Annotated in this window: 15 protein-coding genes and 1 other annotated feature; of the genes, 10 read left to right on the top strand and 5 right to left on the bottom strand. The window is 38.0% G+C overall.

Features of this window, described 5'->3' with window-relative positions:
* Positions 1-9 precede the first annotated feature (9 nt).
* The 5 genes from LMC10_RS04035 (at position 10) to msrB (ending at position 3,515) form a co-directional block, all read left to right on the top strand.
* Positions 10-909: a glycine betaine ABC transporter substrate-binding protein gene (locus tag LMC10_RS04035; protein WP_229268997.1), complete on the top strand. Its 900-nt coding sequence runs from the start codon at positions 10-12 to the stop codon at positions 907-909.
* 64 nt (positions 910-973) lie between these two features.
* Positions 974-1,639: an ABC transporter permease gene (locus tag LMC10_RS04030; protein WP_003674531.1), complete on the top strand. Its 666-nt coding sequence runs from the start codon at positions 974-976 to the stop codon at positions 1,637-1,639.
* Entirely contained in the window at positions 1,614-2,384 is a 771-nt protein-coding gene (locus tag LMC10_RS04025; protein ID WP_229268996.1) for an ABC transporter ATP-binding protein, read from the top strand. The genes LMC10_RS04030 and LMC10_RS04025 overlap by 26 nt, the downstream gene beginning before the upstream one ends.
* Positions 2,377-3,015 (top strand): ABC transporter permease, encoded by a 639-nt coding sequence (locus LMC10_RS04020; RefSeq protein WP_229268995.1) that lies wholly within the window; start codon positions 2,377-2,379, stop codon positions 3,013-3,015. Before LMC10_RS04025 ends, LMC10_RS04020 begins: the two co-directional genes overlap by 8 nt.
* A 71-nt stretch (positions 3,016-3,086) precedes the next feature.
* Positions 3,087-3,515: a peptide-methionine (R)-S-oxide reductase MsrB gene (gene msrB / locus LMC10_RS04015; RefSeq protein ID WP_003665495.1), complete on the top strand. Its 429-nt coding sequence runs from the start codon at positions 3,087-3,089 to the stop codon at positions 3,513-3,515.
* 200 nt (positions 3,516-3,715) lie between these two features.
* On the opposite strand, the gene LMC10_RS04010 is transcribed toward msrB, so the two are convergent.
* From LMC10_RS04010 to LMC10_RS03990, 5 genes are all read right to left on the bottom strand, one after another.
* Positions 3,716-5,053: a ClC family H(+)/Cl(-) exchange transporter gene (locus tag LMC10_RS04010; RefSeq protein WP_229268994.1), complete on the bottom strand. Its 1,338-nt coding sequence runs from the start codon at positions 5,051-5,053 to the stop codon at positions 3,716-3,718.
* Between the two features lie 345 nt (positions 5,054-5,398).
* Entirely contained in the window at positions 5,399-6,544 is a 1,146-nt protein-coding gene (locus LMC10_RS04005) for an ArgE/DapE family deacylase (RefSeq protein ID WP_229268993.1), read from the bottom strand.
* Between the two features lie 18 nt (positions 6,545-6,562).
* Complete coding sequence (locus LMC10_RS04000; RefSeq protein WP_003667163.1) at positions 6,563-7,270, bottom strand: methionine ABC transporter permease; 708 nt, start codon at positions 7,268-7,270, stop codon at positions 6,563-6,565.
* Positions 7,245-8,309 (bottom strand): methionine ABC transporter ATP-binding protein, encoded by a 1,065-nt coding sequence (locus LMC10_RS03995; RefSeq protein WP_229268992.1) that lies wholly within the window; start codon positions 8,307-8,309, stop codon positions 7,245-7,247. The genes LMC10_RS04000 and LMC10_RS03995 overlap by 26 nt, the downstream gene beginning before the upstream one ends.
* Positions 8,310-8,321: 12 nt before the next feature.
* Positions 8,322-9,173, bottom strand: coding sequence for a MetQ/NlpA family ABC transporter substrate-binding protein (locus LMC10_RS03990; protein ID WP_003671339.1), 852 nt, complete (start codon positions 9,171-9,173; stop codon positions 8,322-8,324).
* A 91-nt stretch (positions 9,174-9,264) separates the two neighbouring features.
* Positions 9,265-9,507 (bottom strand) — a binding site (T-box leader).
* Positions 9,508-9,658: 151 nt separating this feature from the next.
* Between LMC10_RS03990 and LMC10_RS03985 the strand changes: the two genes are divergently transcribed.
* The 5 genes from LMC10_RS03985 (at position 9,659) to LMC10_RS03965 (ending at position 14,492) form a co-directional block, all read left to right on the top strand.
* On the top strand, positions 9,659-10,642 hold the full coding sequence (locus tag LMC10_RS03985; protein ID WP_229268991.1) for a LacI family DNA-binding transcriptional regulator: 984 nt from the start codon (positions 9,659-9,661) through the stop codon (positions 10,640-10,642).
* Positions 10,643-10,762: 120 nt separating this feature from the next.
* On the top strand, positions 10,763-11,638 hold the full coding sequence (gene scrK, locus LMC10_RS03980) for a fructokinase ScrK (RefSeq protein WP_229268990.1): 876 nt from the start codon (positions 10,763-10,765) through the stop codon (positions 11,636-11,638).
* 20 nt (positions 11,639-11,658) lie between these two features.
* Positions 11,659-11,925 (top strand): hypothetical protein, encoded by a 267-nt coding sequence (locus tag LMC10_RS03975; protein ID WP_086142625.1) that lies wholly within the window; start codon positions 11,659-11,661, stop codon positions 11,923-11,925.
* Between the two features lie 291 nt (positions 11,926-12,216).
* On the top strand, positions 12,217-13,149 hold the full coding sequence (locus tag LMC10_RS03970; RefSeq protein ID WP_065533596.1) for an L-lactate dehydrogenase: 933 nt from the start codon (positions 12,217-12,219) through the stop codon (positions 13,147-13,149).
* 146 nt (positions 13,150-13,295) lie between these two features.
* A complete protein-coding gene (locus tag LMC10_RS03965; protein WP_229268989.1) occupies positions 13,296-14,492 on the top strand; it encodes an MFS transporter in 1,197 nt (398 codons plus the stop codon).
* Positions 14,493-14,519: the final 27 nt, after the last annotated feature.

Below are 14,519 nucleotides of genomic sequence, written 5' to 3'. Positions count from 1 at the left end.
AGAAAATAAATGAGATTTAAGAAAATCGTTGCTCTTTCATTATTAAGCATTGGTGGCTTACTAGCAGGGACTATTATGCCGGCAGTAGCAAGTGCTGCTAGCAATAAACCAATTATTGTAGGGTCGAAAAATGTTTCAGAAAGTAAGACTGTCAGTGAAATTTACGCGCTTGCACTTGAACATGAGGGTTATAAGGTTACTCGGAAACCTAATATTTCAAATAATGTGATTTTTAGTGCAACACAAAAAGGCGAAGTTGATGTTTATCCTGATTATACGGGAACAATTGTAGAGGCATACCTTAAAAAGAAGGGAACTGGCAAGAGTGCTAGTCAAATGGCTAAATTAGCACACGATGGTATTCAAAAAGACGGCTTAACAACATTTAAATACGCACCAGGTGATAATCGTCAAGGTGTTGCAATGCCAACTAAGGACGCGAAGAAGTACCACATTACCAATTTAAGTGAACTACAAAAGAATGCAAAGAAGATTAACTTTGCTTCACAGGGTGAGTTCGAAAAACGTGCTGATGCCCTTCCAGAAATGAATAAGGTTTATGGTAAATTTGATTTTAAGTCAATTAAGGACTATGACGTAAATTTACTCTACAAGATTATGGAACAAGGAAAAGCACAAGCAGCTCCAGTTTCAACAACTGATGGTCAGTTAGCAACTGGCAAGTTTACTTTACTAAAGGACAATAAGAATATATGGCCACCATATAATTTAGTTCCAGTAGTAAATAAAAAAGCTGCCAAAAGTCATCCAAAAATGGAGCAAGCCTTAAATAAAGTTGATGCGAAGTTAACAACTAAGCAATTAACAGATCTAAATAAGAAAGTTAATGTCGACGGGCAAAATTATAAGACTGTTGCTAAAAATTGGTATAATCAAAATATGAAATAAGTGCCAAAGGGGCAGATAGCTAGTTTTTCTTGCTAGATATTTGCTCCTTCGTTATAGGCAATAGATGGGGAGTGGTAGCTTGCTAGGGCAAATAATTCAGTATTTTCAAACAAATAGCGGCCAATATTGGCAATATGTTGGTCAGCATATAGTTCTTACCGTTGTAACGCTCGTGATTTCAATGATCATTGCATTGCCATTAGGATATATTGGTTCGCGAATAAAACCAGTTGCTCAATTTTGTGTGATGTTTGCGCAATTGTTACGAATCATTCCTAGTTTGGCGTTACTGTTTTTATTAATTCCATTTATTGGAACGGGGGTTGTCCCTGCGTTAATTGCTTTAATTGTTTTAGCGCTTCCGCCGTTGCTAATCAATACAATTCTTGGCTTTAATGAAGTGAGTCCACTATATAAGGAAGTTGGGATAGCTCTAGGGATGGATCAGCGTCAGTTGCGCCGGCAAATAGAGATACCTCTTGCATTACCTTATATTTTAAACGGAATAAAACTAGCATTGGTTGAAATCATTGCTAGTGCAACCTTAGCCACTTATATTGGTGCTGGTGGATTGGGAACCCTAATATTTACTGGCTTAGGCTTATACGATATGAGTTATGTGGTGATTGGCGCAGTAAGCGTTGCTATTTTATCCTTGCTGGCAATGATTAGCTTTGATTTTTTAATTAGAAAGGTACAAAAGCATGACAGAACCAATTATTCAATTTAAACATGTTGAAAAGCGTTTTAATGATCAAACGGTGATTCCTGATCTCAATTTCACAGTCAACAAGGGTGAATTTATAACAATTCTTGGTTCATCTGGCTCAGGGAAAACTACTACCTTGAAAATGATCAATGGACTGATAACGCCAAGCGCTGGTGAAATCTTAATTGATGGACAAAAACTTCGGGACCTTGATCTTGTAAAATTGCGTCGGCACATGGGGTACGTTGTCCAACAGATCGGATTATTTCCACATATGACGATTGGACAAAATATTGCAGTTGTGCCCAAAATGCTGCATTGGGATAAGAAAGAGATTAATAATCGTGTTAAAGAATTATTAAATCTTGTTCAACTAAATCCCGCTGAATATACGAACCGCTATCCTCAACAATTATCTGGTGGGCAACAACAACGCGTAGGAGTGGCAAGGGCCTTAGCAACTAATCCGCCATATGTGTTATTTGACGAACCCTTTGGCGCGCTGGATGCCTTAACAAGAATGGAATTGCAACGAGAGATAAAAAAGATTCATGAGTCATTGGCAGAAAAGACTTTTATGTTTGTAACCCATGATATTAACGAAGCTTTATTTTTGGGACAGCGAGTAATGATCATGCATGAAGGACGTATTGTCCAATTTGCTACGCCAGAAGAAATTGTGCGCCATCCAGCAACGGAATTTGTTGAGCAGCTTTTAGGAACGATTCGCCAAAATCAAGATTTGTGGAGGCAACAATATGAGTGAGTATTGGAATGAAAATTGGCCGATAATGCTTGATGATGTGCAGCAACATGCGACGATGGTTCTTTCTTCATTAGCAATTGCCTTAGTGATTGCAGTTATAATAATCTTAGTGTTTTTGCGACGTGAAAAGTGGCTTAACAGTTTGATCTATTTCTTTTCACTCTTATATTCAATTCCAAGTTTTGCATTTTTTGCCTTACTCTTACCGATTTCTGGATTAGGAATGAAGACGGCAATTATTGTTTTAACGATCTACTCTGAATATGTTTTATTACGTTCCTTTATTACGGGAATCCGTGGCGTTGATCCACAATTAAGCGAAGTTGGTGTGGGGATGGGGATGACATCTCGACAGGTTTTTCGCCAAATTCAATTGCCGCTAGCATTACCGGCAATTTTTAGTGGAATCCAAGTGGCCCTAGCTTCGACAATGGCAATGGCAACTATTGCGGCAACGATTAATGCCGGTGGTCTGGGTCAATTATTGTTTGAAGGACTGCAGGGCCAACAGGTCGTGCCGATTTTATGGGGAACAATTTTAACAATGGCTTTGACGTTAGTTTGTGCCGGAATTGTTCAATTGATTTCGTGGATGTTGTTGCATCGGTGGAAAGGGGTATTAAATAACTGAGCAAGAAATTAGTAGTATTCTCTGAGAATTCGTATAATCAAAATAGGTAACGAAAACGAGGAGGATGCTAAATGGATAAAAATGAATTAAAGAAATTAACGCCAATGCAATATGCCGTGACTCAAATGGGAGTTACGGAAAAACCATATAGTGGTAAATATGATCGATTTGATGAACCAGGTATTTATGTCGATGTTGTTAGTGGGGAACCATTATTCTCATCATTAGATAAGTATGATGCAGGATGTGGGTGGCCAGCATTTACTAAACCGATTAAGAAGCGTGTCCTTACCGAAAAACGTGATCAATCATTTGGAATGGAGCGAACCGAGGTAAGAAGTAAGGAAGCTGATTCGCATCTCGGGCATGTCTTTACTGATGGTCCAACTGATCGCGGAGGATTGCGCTACTGCATTAATTCAGCCGCGTTGCAGTTTATCCCAGTTGATAAATTGCAAGAAAAAGGCTATGGAGAATATCTAAGTTTGTTTGATAAATAACTAAAAAGGGACTGTGACATAAGTTAAATCATTTTCATAAAAAGCAAATACGCAGTACAACAATAGGCCTCTAACGTCCGGCAAAAACCGAACGTTAGAGGCCTATTGTTGCTTGCGGGGGCTCCCAGAGGCTAGCTTCGCGTCGAAAAACGAAGTCACAAGTGACTTCTGTCTCGCTCCCGATTTTGGTTTTAAATTATTTATTTTTCTTCTAACATTGCGTCATAAAGTGAAGGGCGACCACCTAATAAACGATTAACATAATAGGCGACTAAAGTAATTAATGTCATTGGCAAAATTTGTTCAACTGAACCTACCATTTCAGTTACTAATAAAATTGCTGTAAATGGTAATCCTTCTGCCCCGCCAAAATATGCGGCCATTGAAATTATAATGACGTTGACATAACAACTAGCTGGGATTATTCCCATATGGATAAGAATGGTTCCAGTCAATGCGCCAATAACGGTTCCTAAAACGAATAATGGCATGAAAATACCACCTGGAACTGTAGCACCATACGCAATCATTGTGCCACCAAAACGAAGGATAAAATAAATTAATAAAATTGCGACCATTGCTTTCCAATTCGTTGAAAGTGACATATTGGTGACATATTTAATAAAATCGTGACTACCACCAAGAATATAAGGATTCCATAACCCAACAGGAATAACTAATAATAGTGGAATAATGCTATGGAATTCTTTAGGGATAAAGGTGATTTTGCTGTACCACCAGGTGAGGTTGAGGGCAGCAAATTGAAAACAGTATGCTAAGAAACCAATAACAACCCCCGCAATGATTAACCATGGATAAGATGCAACAGGCAATTTGGTTGTGATTGGAATATATAAGCAGGGCTTAATGCCAAAAAACAAAAAAGTAATAAATGCAGAAACAATGGAAGAAGTTAAAGCGGGAATCCAAATTCGGGAATTGAAATTATGCGTCATTTCTTCTAGTAAAAACATTGTTCCTGCTAAAGGAGCGCTGAAAGCAGCAGATAACCCAGCAGCAACTCCACATTCCATTAATAAATATTTATCTCTATCTGTGAGGTGAAAAAAGTTTTCGTTAAAGCAAGCTCCAATACAAGCACCAATTTGGATACTTGGTCCTTCACGTCCTAAGAAAAGTCCAGGACAGATAGTAAGCAAACTAGCGACAAACTTTCGCCATAATACGGGCCACCAATGGATCCGGTGTCTTCCTAGCAAAACAGCTTTTAATTGTGTAACCCCGGAACGAACAACATCTTCTTCATAGGGGTTTACAATTTTTCCAATTAACCATGCAACGATAAATGTACCTAATACATAAGGAATCAAAACTAAGGGATGTTTTCCCATAAAAGGATAGATAATAGTAAGTAAAGTCAGCGTATGATCGATAATCCAGCGAAAGACCCCGATTACAAGACCAGTTACTATCCCAATAGCAATGCTAACGCCAAGGTAACGCGAAACAATGGAGGTGAATGGTTTTCCTAAAATGTCCCGTGCCCGTTTGTGATATAAGGTATTTTCATTTTTCACAAATACTGCCTCCAATACGGTGTTTTCCCTATATTAGCATAAAAAGAGAGTGAACAATAACAGTCTGCGAGAGATAAGTATTGTTCACTCTTATTTTCTATGAGCTTTTTAATAAAATCTATGTTGGTGTTTACCACCCACAAATAAACTTATAATTGAAGCTAATAAAATTGCGGAAAAACTTACAACAGCGATTACGTTACTCAATAATGACATCATGGTAAACACCCTTTCTTAATAAAATTGACATCGCTTTCATTGACTACATTATAACATTAGTTAGCTATAATTGATTAAAAAGCATCTCTTATTTTACTAATTAGGGTATTCATTTAAACATCTTGCTTATTCTTTGAAGAAATCACGAATAATTTGCTTATAAGCTTTAATTGTAGCGACGTAACTGGAAATTGTTGTATATTCATCATTTTGATGAGCCGCATTCCAATCATCACAACCTAAAATTACAACCGGAAGATCTGGCCGATTTAATGTAAACACACTCGCATCTGTTGCACCATTGATAATATCGAGTTTGATATCATTTGGATAATTACGCTGAGCAGCATTGAGGGCAATTTGGACAAAATCGTTATTAGGTTCTGTCGCAATTGGATAAAAATCTTGAATAATTTTTAGCTCTAGTTGGAAAGGAGTTGTGTGGTTAATATATTCAAGCGCATCATTTAATCGATCTGCGACTTTAACATTATTAAATGCTGCCGTAGGGCGGATATTTCCTTGTAAACTAGCACTGTCGGGGATGGTATTAACTTGAGATCCACCATCGATAACTGTAATACTATGTTGGACTTTTCCGAGGTATTGATCATCTTTGGTGTTATCAAAAAGGTGTTTTTCTTCTTCGATAAACTTTAACAGCCCTTCAATTGCATTAATACCATTTTGCGGGTGAGAACTATGGCAAGATTTTCCATAACTGGTAACGCGGTAATTCATACTCCCCGAGTGAGCAAAAATAACGTTCCCACCAGTTGGTTCGCCGACTACTAATGCGTCAAGGTCATCAGCAACTCCTTGCTTTTGTAAACGATAAGCTCCAGGAGTACCAAGTTCTTCTCCGGCGGTAGCAATAAATCTAACAGTTCCTGATGGTAGTTGCCCAGCTTCTTTTAATTCGATTAAGACGATGGCTTGAGCAGCCAGACCGCTTTTCATGTCAGCAGCTCCACGGCCAAAAATATAATCACCACTAATTTCACCGCCAAAGGGATCATGTTGCCAGCGGTCTGGATTAGGTACTGCCACGGTGTCTTGGTGTCCAGTGAGCCCAAGAATTTTTTTACTTTCCCCAGTCCCAATTTCCGCAATCAAGTTTGCACGGCGATCACCAAATTCATCAACTTTTGAATCGATTCCGTGATTTGCTAAAAGTTTTTGTAAGTAGTGTGCTACTTCAACTTCATTTCCATTAACAGAATGGATTTTTATTAAATCCTGCAGTACTTTGACTTTTTCACTGACTTCCATAGTGATCCCTCCTATATGTTAGCGATCTTGGTGGTTAAGCTTCTTGGCTAAAATATCGCCAACTACTTGAATGATTAAAACAAATAAAAGAACAAGGATAGTAGCAACGAGGGTTACGTCGTTATTAAAGCGATCGTAACCGTATGAAATAGCGGTATTACCCAAACCACCAGCACCAATTGCACCAGCCATTGCAGTAAGGCTAACTAAACTAATTAATGTAACGGTGGAGACACGGACAAGTTCAGAACGTGCTTCACGAAGGTAAACGTCAATAATAATATCCCAGTTAGTAGCACCGATAGCTTGAGCAGCTTCAATTTTACCGTGGTCAACACTTTCAAGCGCAACTTGAACTTGACGGGCATAGAAAGCAAATACACCTAATGAAAGTGGCACTAATGCGGCGGTTGTTCCAATCTGTGTTCCAACAATCAATTGTGTGAAGGGAGCAATGAAAGCCAACAAAATGATAAATGGAATTGCTCGGAAAACAGATACGACTTTATCAACGATACTAAAAACAATTCGATTTTCTAAAATTCCACCGGGCTCAGTAACCACCAGCGCAACTCCGAAGATTAATCCTAAAATTCCACCGAAAATAGCAGGCCAGAAAGTCATGTAGATAGTTTGGACGATTGAAGTACCCCAACCATTGTCACCACCCCAGCCAAGTTGAATTACATTTGGTATAAGATTATTCATTCCAAATCCTCCGATCATCAATCTTTGTGACAGTAACATCATTTTCTTTTAAGAAGTCAATAGCTTGTTGACGCTTATCAGCATCGCCCTTGATAACTACAAACAGGGTACCGACTGGTGAACCAGCCAAGACTTCAATGTTTCCATAAAGCATACTTGCTTCAACTTGCAGCTTCTTATATAACTCGATAATGATTGATTTAGTCACGTTATTTGCATCGTAGACCAATTGCAGCAACTCTTCATCATCATCAAGGTGACCAAGATCAAATGCTTTAAGGGTATCGACTGCGGCTAAGGATCCTCCCACAAATTGCCGGGTTAAGTCTTGTTGTGGTTGGAGGAACACTTTCTGTAAGGTACCACGCTCAATGATTTGTCCATATTCCATGACAGCAATCTTATTCGCTACCCGTTTAACAGCGTCCATTTCATGGGTAATAAGGACAATCGTTAAATCCAATTTATCATTGAGCCGTTTAAGAAGATCCAAAATCTGGTTTGTATTTTGGGGATCGAGGGCAGAAGTAGCTTCGTCAGAGATTAGAATTTCAGGATCGTTAGCTAATGCCCGGGCAATGGAAACTCGTTGTTGTTCACCACCGGATAATTGAACAGGGTAGAATTCAGCTTTATCCTTTAAGCCAACTAAGTCTAAAAGTTCAAGTGCCTTCTTCTCTTTTGCGTCATCATCTAAATCAGTATGTTTAAGAGCGAAAAGAACATTTTCAATTACTGAAGTTTCATTTAGTAAATTGAAGTGTTGAAAAATCATCCCAATTTTTCGCCGCTTTTCTTGTAATTCTTTATTGCTAATTTGCTGTTGATGGTCTTTGAAAAAGACAGTACCATTAACTGTTACTGATCCAGCAGAGGGAAGTTGGAGGAGGTTAATGGTTCGAACTAATGTTGATTTACCAGCTCCAGAATAACCAACAATCCCATAAATATCGCCTTTTTCTACTTTTAAAGTAACATCCTTAACGGCGTGAACAACCTGTTTTCGTTGCTTAAAAGTTACGCTAATGTTATCTAAGTCAATGATCGGGTTCGCCATATTAATCCTCCTTTATTTATTGAAGTTGAGGTCCCAAGCAGGAATTTCTGCAGTTCCGTATAGTTTCTTAATTTCTCGTTTTGTTTTTTCAGTTTGGTAAGCACGTACAACATCTTTGTAAATCTTATTGTTCTTTTCGCTGTCTTTAACAGCAATGATGTTGACCCATTGTTTTGAATCCTTGTTAACTGGTTCAACGAAAATCGCACTCTTGTAATTAAGACCAGCAGCTTGTGCATAGTTAGTATTAACAACTGCAGCATCAACGTTATCTAATGACCGAGCTGTTTGATCAGCGGCTAATTCTTTAATCTTAAGATCGCGTGGATTCTTGGAAATTGAACTTACAGTTGCAAGCTTTGTGCCCTTCTTGAGGTCGATCAAACCAGCATTCTTTAATGCGAATAATGCCCGTGATTCGTTTGAAGCATCGTTTGGTACTGCGATTGTTCCACCATTAGGAATTTCCTTTACACTCTTGTATTGCTTGGAGTATAGCCGGATTGGAGTAATAAATGTATCACCTAAAGAAACCAGATCAGTTTTGTGGGCTTTATTCCAAGTTTGTAAGAATAACTTGTGTTGGAAGGCGTTTAAGTCAACATCGCCATTTTCCAAAGCCTTGTTTGGTTGGTTGTAATCAGTGAATCGCTTGAACTTTAAAGTAACATTGTACTTATCTTTAGCGGTTTTACTTACTGAATTCCAAATTTCATCATCTTGTTTTGAACCTGCCATAATTCCAACAGTAACAGTTCGTTTTGCTTGTTGTTGCGGACGAATAAAACTAAAGTATCCGGCAATGACAACAATAAGTGCAACTACTGACCAAATAATGATATTTCTTCTTTTCTTTCTCTTCATAGTAAAAACTCCCTTTCAATCAATTAAATATTTTCGTTGGTTAATTGAAGCGTTAGATTGCTAGTAAATAAAAAAGCACTCGTCCCTTTATTCAAAGGACGAGTGCTCGCGTTACCACCTTTATTTGCTGAATCTTCACAGACCCAGCCTCAGTAGGTTACTCTAATAAAACAATTAGAATTACCTAGCACTAATAACGTGTGCTAACCCGTTATCGACTAACAATCATCGATACCATTCCAGGCCCATCTTCAGTAGTTACGCTTACTTCTTCACACCACCCAGAAGCTCTCTTATAAGCCTCGCTACTTACTCTGCTTTTCGATATGTTTTAACGTTCAATTAATTATTATGTGTTTTATTATAATGATTCTCTCATTTTTGTCAACGCATTTTTTAATTTAAATTTTGCTTTATTTGAGTCATCAATCGTTTTACATGAGATTATAATAGTATTTATTAAAGATAGTAAGGATCGAAAATTAATGAATAAACCAGTAAAACTTGAGGATGTTGCTAAAAAAGCCGGCGTATCTAAAACAACTGTCTCGCGGGTGTTAAATAAGCGGGGCTATTTAAGTGAAGAAACAATTAAAAAAGTTCAGAACGCGATGAAAGAGTTAGAATATCGTCCCAATGTTATTGCCCGCCAGCTTTTTAAACAAAAAACTAATTTAGTAGGGCTAGTTTTTCCCACGGTCAACAATCCTTTCTTTGGTCAACTGGAGGCAGCTTTAGATACAGAACTATATCAGGCGGGCTATAAAGTTTTAATGGGAAATAGTCAAAATAACCCGCAAAAAGAACAAGAGTATATGCAACTATTGCTCAACCATCAGATTGATGGGTTAATAATCGGAGCCCATAATGATCAAGATGTCCAATATAAGGAAAAGAATTTACCAATTGTATCAATTGAACGGTTAGTAAGTTCTCATATTCCAATGGTGGGTGTAAATAATTATGAAGGAGGACGCTTAGCAACGGAGCGTTTGGTAGAAATTGGTTGTCGCCATATTATCCATACTAATTATCCTCCTCATGAAGAATCAACAAATGGTCAAAGGCGCCGGGGATATGAAGATGTAATGAAGGAAAAGGGGTTACCAGCGATTACCTATGCGGTTGATTTTGATCGGCCAGTTGAAGAGAAAAAGAAAGTATTTGAACAGATATTTAGTGAACATCCAGAAGTTGATGGAATTTTTGCTGATAATGATACTAATGCGGCATTGATTATGCAGGTAGCCCAAAAGTATGGGCGTAAGATTCCGGAAGATTTAAAGATAATTGGCTTTGATGGTGCTGATATCACTAGGGTTCTTTTTCCCGAACTAACAACAATTCAGCAACCAATCAATTTAATGGCTAAGGTAGCAGTTGAGCTACTTGAACAGCAAATTAAGGGAGAGGTAATTGAAGATTCTATTCAATTACCAGTGAAACTAATTACAGGGGTAACAGCTTAATGTTGCTCTTTTTTTATTTATTTATGTCAACCGGTTGACATAAAAACATGAAAGCGATACCATGAAAGCGTTAAAAATATAATAGTGATGTAAATGGTTAGTAAAAATGAGGTGACGTATATGCTGTTAGGAAGCATTGAAGCGGGTGGAACTAAATTTGTATGTGCGGTTGGAAATATCAATTATCAAATTAAGAAATCGATCCATATTCCAACCACTACTCCTGAAGAGACGTTGCAAAACTGCATTGATTTCTTTAAGCAATTTGATGATCTAAGTGCAATTGGGGTGGCTTCATTTGGTCCGATTGAAATCCGCCGCAGTTCACCAAAATATGGCTTTATTACCAATACCCCGAAGAAAGGGTGGCAAGATGTCGACTTTGTTGGAACCTTGAAGAAGGCCTTTGATGTTCCGATTGCTTGGACTACTGATGTAAACGGATCAGCATACGGAGAATATGTTTTATCAACCTTATTTAACAAACGGATCCATTCCTTGGTTTACTATACAATAGGTACAGGTGTTGGTGCTGGCTGTGTAATTGATGGTAAATTTGTTGGCGAATTAGGCCACCCAGAAATGGGGCATATTCGGTTAAAGCGGCATCCTGATGATCTTGATTTTAAAGGAATTTGTCCATATCATGGCGATTGTCTTGAAGGCCTTGTAAGTGGACCGACATTTGAAGCACGATTAGGTAAGAGCGGGCGCGATGTTCCATTAACTGATCATGTTTGGGATATTATGGCTTACTATGTTGCACAAGCGGCTCTTGATGTTACCTTAATGTTCCGTCCCGGACAGATAGTTTTTGGGGGAGGAGTAGTTAGTGAAGAGTTTTTAAAGAAAGTACGCCGTGAATTTAAGAAGTTACTTAATGATTACGTTAATGTTGGCAATGTTGACGAATACATTACGATGCCATTAGCTCAGAATAATGGTTCAGCAACAATTGGTGATTTTGCGTTAGCGTTGAAGGCAGCAACCGAATGATTTTAGTGGGGATGCGTTAAATGGATGAGAAAAAATTCATTATTTGGTTAGGAAGAATAGCTAGTGTTATTGCTGTTTTAATGTATATTTCGTATATTGCTCAGATTTATAATAATTTACATGGTCATTATGCTGCACCGTTACAGCCATTTGTTGCTGGAATAAACTGTACATTATGGAGTATATACGCTTATTTCAAGACAAACCGTGATTGGCCAGTGTTTTGGGCAAACTTTCCGGGGATTTTCTTTAGTTTTGCAACATTCTTAACTTGTTTTCCGTGGTAGAGAAAATAGGTATTTAGAGGGAGCAGAAAATAATCTTCTCGACAAGACGGTGGGCTAAGCTAGGCTAGTGATTAGCATGGCACGGGCTAGTTATCGTTCGGACTTAGCCTCGAGCCTTGTGACGACGCGAAGCTAGTTCCACGTTATCTTACTATTATTTGTGAAAAACATTGAGGCTGAGAGAAAACAAAATTTTCTCCCAACCTCTTTTATTTTGCCTATCTATAGTAATTAAAAAATAATTATGTTAAGATTAAAAAACAATTAAAGAGATTGAAAGGGGTCTTAGTAATGACACGAAAAGTTGGAGTTATCGGAATGGGTAATGTGGGGTCTACAGTTGCCCATTATATTGTGGCAATGGGTTTTGCAGATGACCTAGTTCTGATTGACAAAAACGAAGCGAAGGTTAAGGCAGATGCACTTGATTTTGAAGACGCGATGGCTAATTTACCTTTCCATACCAATATTACTGTTAATGATTACAGTGCATTGAAGGATGCGGATGTAATTGTATCTGCGTTAGGAAATATCAAACTTCAAGACAATCCTAATGCTGATCGTTTTGCGGAACTTCCATTTACCCGCCAAGCGGTAAAAGAGGTTGCTCAAAAGATTAAGGAAAGCGGCTTTAATGGCAAGATCGTGGCCATTACTAACCCGGTTGATGTTATTACCTCGCTCTACCAAAAAATAACTGGTCTTCCGAAGAACCATGTATTAGGAACGGGAACACTACTTGATTCTGCACGAATGAAGCGGGCGGTGGCTGAACGGCTTAATTTAGATCCGCGTTCTGTAGATGGTTATAATCTTGGAGAGCATGGTAATTCACAATTTACAGCATGGTCCACTGTTCGCGTTCTTGGCCGTCCTTTAACTGAATTAGCAGATAAGCGTGGATTAGACTTAGAAGAGCTTGATAAGGAAGCTAAGATGGGTGGCTGGACTGTCTTTCAAGGGAAAAAATATACTAACTATGGGGTTGCAACGGCAGCTGTTAAACTCGTCAATGCAATTTTATCTGATTCATTAACTGAATTACCGGTATCAAATTTCCGTGAAGAATATGGAGTCTACTTATCTTACCCAGCGGTTGTTGGTCGTGATGGAGTTGTAGAGCAAGCACAACTTGACTTGACAGAGGAAGAACTGCAAAAGCTACAAACATCAGCTGATTTCATTAAGGAAAAATATCAAGAAAGTTTGCAGGCAAAAGATTAAGGAAAATTTAAATAAAGAAAATAGACTAGCATAAAAAAATTATGCATGGTAGAGTTGCTTCTATACTTAACAAATAAAAGTGGCGTCATCGGATGAATTTGGTGGCACCACTTTTATTCTGTAAAAATATAGAAAGGAAATATATCATGACAAAAGAAGTAAAGCGTATAATCTTTGTAGTTCTTTTTTGTGAGTTTTTGATTTGTCTTGGAATGAGTCTTATCTTCCCAGTTGAACCGTTCATTAAAAATGAATACCACTTTACTGCCTTTGACATGGGAGTGATGTCTTCCCTATTTGCGTTTGTACAATTTATTGCTTCTCCCATTGTTGGTCGGATTTCAGATAAGGTTGGACGAAAGCCAATGTTAGTATGGGGATTGCTGATATTTGCAATTGCTGAATTCGTTTTTGCCTTAGCACAGCATTTATGGTTATTTGACTTATCGCGAGCAGTAGATGGATTATCAGCAGCTATGTTTGTGCCAACCTCAATGGCATTAGCGGCAGACATTACTAGTGAAAAAGATCGCGCCAAAGTTATTGGGTGGTTGTCAGCAGCTTTTAGTGGGGGATTAATTTTAGGACCAGGTCTTGGTGGAATGTTAGCGCATGTAAATTATAAATTCCCATTTTGGGTTGCTGGTATTCTCGGCTTGATTAGTACGGTTGTTGCTTGGCGCTTTTTACCTCATGATGAGGATGAACGATTTAAGAGTAAAACTAAAAATCCTGAAAATGAACTATTGACTAGTGGTTGGAGTCAGTTGAAACAAATTATGACCCCAATACTAATCACGCTCTTTGGAATGATCTTTGTAGCTTCATTTGGGTTAGCAGGCTTTGAAAGTATTTATAGTCTATATGTTAATGAAGTTCATAATTTTGACTTAAATGCGATTGCGCTTGTTTTAACTCTCAATGGGATTATTTCGCTTATCTTGCAAGTCTTTTTCTTTGATCGGCTAGTTCGCTGGCTGGGAGAAGTTCGACTAATGCGATACAGCTTTTTCCTTAGTTTAGTTGGAACGATCATGGTGATTTATGATCACAATCATTGGCATATCATTATTGCAACCTTGTTTGTTTTTGAAGCATTCGATATGTTACGCCCAACAATTACTACATTATTAACTAAGATGAGCAAGACAAACCAAGGATTATTAAACGGGGTAAATATGTCATTAACAAGTGTGGGAAATATTATTGGTCCTCTTATAAGTGGCTATTTATTAGATGTCAATTATCAATACCCATATTGGTTCGTATCGATATTCCTAATTATTTCCTGGGTAATAACACTTGTTTTAGGACGGGAAAGAAAAGCAGCTACTAACGATTAAATATTTAACTTTATTAAGAAAATAGCG

The organism is Limosilactobacillus reuteri subsp. simiae (genome assembly GCF_020784875.1).
In the GTDB taxonomy this organism is placed as follows: domain Bacteria; phylum Bacillota; class Bacilli; order Lactobacillales; family Lactobacillaceae; genus Limosilactobacillus; species Limosilactobacillus reuteri_H.
This window is presented reverse-complemented; position numbering and strand designations above follow the sequence as displayed.

Coding starts and splice junctions, on each gene's coding strand:
- LMC10_RS04020 (WP_229268995.1), top strand. CDS start 2,377: ATGAGTGAGTATTGGAATGAAAATTGGCCGATAATGCTTGATGATGTG.
- msrB (WP_003665495.1), top strand. CDS start 3,087: ATGGATAAAAATGAATTAAAGAAATTAACGCCAATGCAATATGCCGTG.
- LMC10_RS03995 (WP_229268992.1), bottom strand. CDS start 8,309: ATGGCGAACCCGATCATTGACTTAGATAACATTAGCGTAACTTTTAAG.
- LMC10_RS04005 (WP_229268993.1), bottom strand. CDS start 6,544: ATGGAAGTCAGTGAAAAAGTCAAAGTACTGCAGGATTTAATAAAAATC.
- LMC10_RS04025 (WP_229268996.1), top strand. CDS start 1,614: ATGACAGAACCAATTATTCAATTTAAACATGTTGAAAAGCGTTTTAAT.
- LMC10_RS04035 (WP_229268997.1), top strand. CDS start 10: ATGAGATTTAAGAAAATCGTTGCTCTTTCATTATTAAGCATTGGTGGC.
- LMC10_RS03965 (WP_229268989.1), top strand. CDS start 13,296: ATGACAAAAGAAGTAAAGCGTATAATCTTTGTAGTTCTTTTTTGTGAG.
- scrK (WP_229268990.1), top strand. CDS start 10,763: ATGCTGTTAGGAAGCATTGAAGCGGGTGGAACTAAATTTGTATGTGCG.
- LMC10_RS04000 (WP_003667163.1), bottom strand. CDS start 7,270: ATGATCGGAGGATTTGGAATGAATAATCTTATACCAAATGTAATTCAA.
- LMC10_RS03985 (WP_229268991.1), top strand. CDS start 9,659: ATGAATAAACCAGTAAAACTTGAGGATGTTGCTAAAAAAGCCGGCGTA.
- LMC10_RS03970 (WP_065533596.1), top strand. CDS start 12,217: ATGACACGAAAAGTTGGAGTTATCGGAATGGGTAATGTGGGGTCTACA.
- LMC10_RS03975 (WP_086142625.1), top strand. CDS start 11,659: ATGGATGAGAAAAAATTCATTATTTGGTTAGGAAGAATAGCTAGTGTT.
- LMC10_RS03990 (WP_003671339.1), bottom strand. CDS start 9,173: ATGAAGAGAAAGAAAAGAAGAAATATCATTATTTGGTCAGTAGTTGCA.
- LMC10_RS04030 (WP_003674531.1), top strand. CDS start 974: ATGGGGAGTGGTAGCTTGCTAGGGCAAATAATTCAGTATTTTCAAACA.